Source organism: Catenulispora pinisilvae (assembly GCF_015356865.1).
GTDB classification, from domain to species: domain Bacteria; phylum Actinomycetota; class Actinomycetes; order Streptomycetales; family Catenulisporaceae; genus Catenulispora; species Catenulispora pinisilvae.
This window is the reverse complement of record NZ_JAAFZA010000591.1, coordinates 1-504: the sequence shown is the minus strand read 5'-3', so window position 1 is coordinate 504 and position 504 is coordinate 1. Positions and strand designations below refer to the sequence as shown.

The following is a 504-nucleotide window of genomic DNA, read 5'->3' as shown; positions in this document are numbered from 1 at the left end:
AGGTCGCCGACGGACCCTCCAGTCGGCTCAAGAACCACAACCGACGCTGCGCAAACGACAACGGCACCCGCTCCGGACGCACCACCGGCCGCAACGCCACACGACGCGTATCAGAACCCGCGTCCAGGCGTGCCGCGATCCCTGCCACCGTCGGCGCCTCGAACAGAACCCGCAGGCCCAACTCCACGCCCAACACCGAGCGCACCCGGCTCACCAGACGCGTAGCCAGCAGCGAATGACCACCGAGGTCGAAGAAACTGTCATCGACCGACACTGATTCCAGGCCCAGGACCTCAGCGAAGAGAGAACAGAGAATCTCCTCCGGCATCGTCCGCGGAGCACGACCATCCGTAACCGCGCTGAACTCCGGCGCCGGCAGGGCGCGGCGGTTCAGCTTGCCGTTCGGGGTCAGCGGCAGCGCATCCAGCACCACGAACGCCGACGGGACCATGTACTCCGGCAGCGACAACGCGACATGATCGCGCAGCACCGACATGTCGATCT

General features: G+C 66.3%; 1 protein-coding gene. It reads right to left on the bottom strand.

Translation table 11 applies throughout. The features are described from left to right. The coding region (locus IZR01_RS49555; protein WP_194927927.1) for a phosphopantetheine-binding protein at positions 1-504 on the bottom strand (504 nt) is incomplete at both ends.